The 1,920-nt window shown below is 33.0% G+C and carries 1 protein-coding gene and 3 pseudogenes; 3 read left to right on the forward strand and 1 reads right to left on the reverse strand.

Annotation, left to right across the window (positions count from 1 at the left end; genetic code table 11):
* Both AC1DTM_RS24450 and AC1DTM_RS24455 read left to right on the forward strand, forming a co-directional pair.
* A pseudogene (locus tag AC1DTM_RS24450) lies at positions 1–442 on the forward strand (recombinase family protein); the annotation flags it as partial.
* Positions 443–582: 140 nt separating this feature from the next.
* A pseudogene (locus AC1DTM_RS24455) lies at positions 583–810 on the forward strand (N-acetylmuramoyl-L-alanine amidase C-terminal domain-containing protein); the annotation flags it as partial.
* A 276-nt stretch (positions 811–1,086) separates the two neighbouring features.
* On the opposite strand, the gene AC1DTM_RS24460 reads toward AC1DTM_RS24455, so the two are convergent.
* Positions 1,087–1,428, reverse strand: a complete 342-nt coding sequence (locus AC1DTM_RS24460; protein WP_002161228.1) for a YolD-like family protein — start codon at positions 1,426–1,428, stop codon at positions 1,087–1,089.
* 173 nt (positions 1,429–1,601) lie between these two features.
* On the opposite strand from AC1DTM_RS24460, the pseudogene AC1DTM_RS24465 reads away from it, so the two are divergent.
* Positions 1,602–1,807: pseudogene (locus tag AC1DTM_RS24465) on the forward strand (N-acetylmuramoyl-L-alanine amidase); the annotation flags it as partial.
* Between the last annotated feature and the right edge of the window lie 113 nt (positions 1,808–1,920).

Below are 1,920 nucleotides of genomic sequence, written 5' to 3' on the forward strand. Positions count from 1 at the left end.
GTTTAAAAGAAGGTGACACGATTGTTGTTACTGATTTAACTCGTATTAGTCGTAGCACAAAGGATTTATTTGAACTAATTGAGGTTATTAAGAGTAAAGGAGCTTCAATTAAATCTATAAAAGATACATGGCTTGATACTACGAGTGATAATCCATACAGTACTTTTCTACTCACTGTAATGGCTGGTGTTAACCAGTTAGAAAGTTAGAAAGCGATTTACTTAAGATGCGTCAAAGAGAAGGTATAGACCTTGCTAAACAACGTGGCGTATATAAGGGAAGGACTAAAAAATACGGTGATAAAAACCCTAAAATGGAGCATGCTTTAGAGCTGCTTGCCAATCGTGAAGAGAACGGATATACAGTTAAGAAAATATGTGAAGTAACTGGTGTAAGCCGTACTGTTCTTTATGAAAGAGCGAAAGAAAAGGGAATTATGTAGATTTTAAAGTAGCGAATCTGCTACTTTTTATTTTATAAAATAAATTGTTTCTGAGTAGAAAGGAAAATAGGGGTTTGCCTTAAGCATTTAATTATAATCAAGAATATGAGTATAGAAACAGGTCTGATTTTTGTAATGATGGAGGAAACGGCGGTTCTAATGGTGGATATCAATACGTTAAGTCAGGTGGATTCGGTACTAACTCCTTAGATGAAGCTATTCAAGCTATGGCAGAACGAGGAATAAAAGGTAGCGTTAATGTTGATCCAATTTCTGGACTATGTTATATCCAAACCGATGTCCTACCTAATGCAGAGTTAGATAAGATTACTTGGTGGATGGATACTAGACCAGGTGGTAAATGGTGATATGAATATATCAAAGTGAGATAATAGTTGAAGCCGTCCTTAATCGGGCGTCTTCAACTATTATCTAAATGCTTCCTTAGCTTTCTCTATTGAGTTCTGTTCCTCTTTTGTATTTGTAAATTCGATAACCATAACAGACAGTCCAAAACATAAACAAACAGCCTTTATCTTGCTAACTCTCACAAGAACTTACACTTTTGCTCTATCTGTATTTAACCTAGAATACAAGATTCTTTCATTTTTATTCCCGGCTATATTTGAAAAACTGTATGTTTTTTATCTCAAATCAATTATATCTATAAAATTAAGGAAAATTCTGTTATAAGATGCATCAGTGCAAGTTATTAAATTCTTTATCGGATTTATGTCAGTTACAGTCACATATCTAGTAAGCAAATGACCATCTCTATAATAAATAATCAATATTTTCTCTTCAGAAAGAAATGAACATAATAACTTGTTTTCAATAATTTCTTGTTCGTTTTGGGTTAATGTAGGGCGCTCCACTTTTGTTTGTTTTTTAACAATCTTACCAATACCGATGAATTTCTTCGGTATCGGAGCGAACGGAGTCCGCTTAACCATTCCTATTCCTTTTGGCATATGTGTATAGTTCATGCTGCATATCTCCCTAATTGCTATTAATAACTGTATCATTATATCAATTTTTGGAGATGTTAGGATTATTTATGTAATTATAAAATAAACATTTAGAGGTTTTTGGCTCCGTATAAAATAAACCCAATTTAACTAAGTATGATTTATATATATAGTAGGAGAAATTACTATGGAGTCCCTTTGTAGGTAAGCGCGTTGTTGCTAAGGTTAATAATCTACGTTTCAATAATACCTTTCTGGGCAGGGGAAAGATGTCGCTGGAACTGTAAATATAGGTAAAGGGTTTATAATTGACGAAAAAGTAAAGGTCAACGATTCACAGCAATATAGAGTGCACAATAGTAAAGGGAAAATATACACTTCTACTTTTCTATTTTGATGAAGGATACATAATGGACTAGTTGACGTAAAATTCGATATAGGAAGTAACTATTCTACCCTTTTAACTGTTGTTAACAGTACAAATTAACTTTTCTAATACTTGAGCTACAC

The sequence above is a fragment of the Bacillus sp. P4_D3 genome, from assembly GCF_056401855.1.

What these genes read in the sequence shown, in the direction of transcription:
- AC1DTM_RS24460 (WP_002161228.1), bottom strand. Translation starts at nt 1,428, where the DNA reads ATGAACTATACACATATGCCAAAAGGAATAGGAATGGTTAAGCGGACT.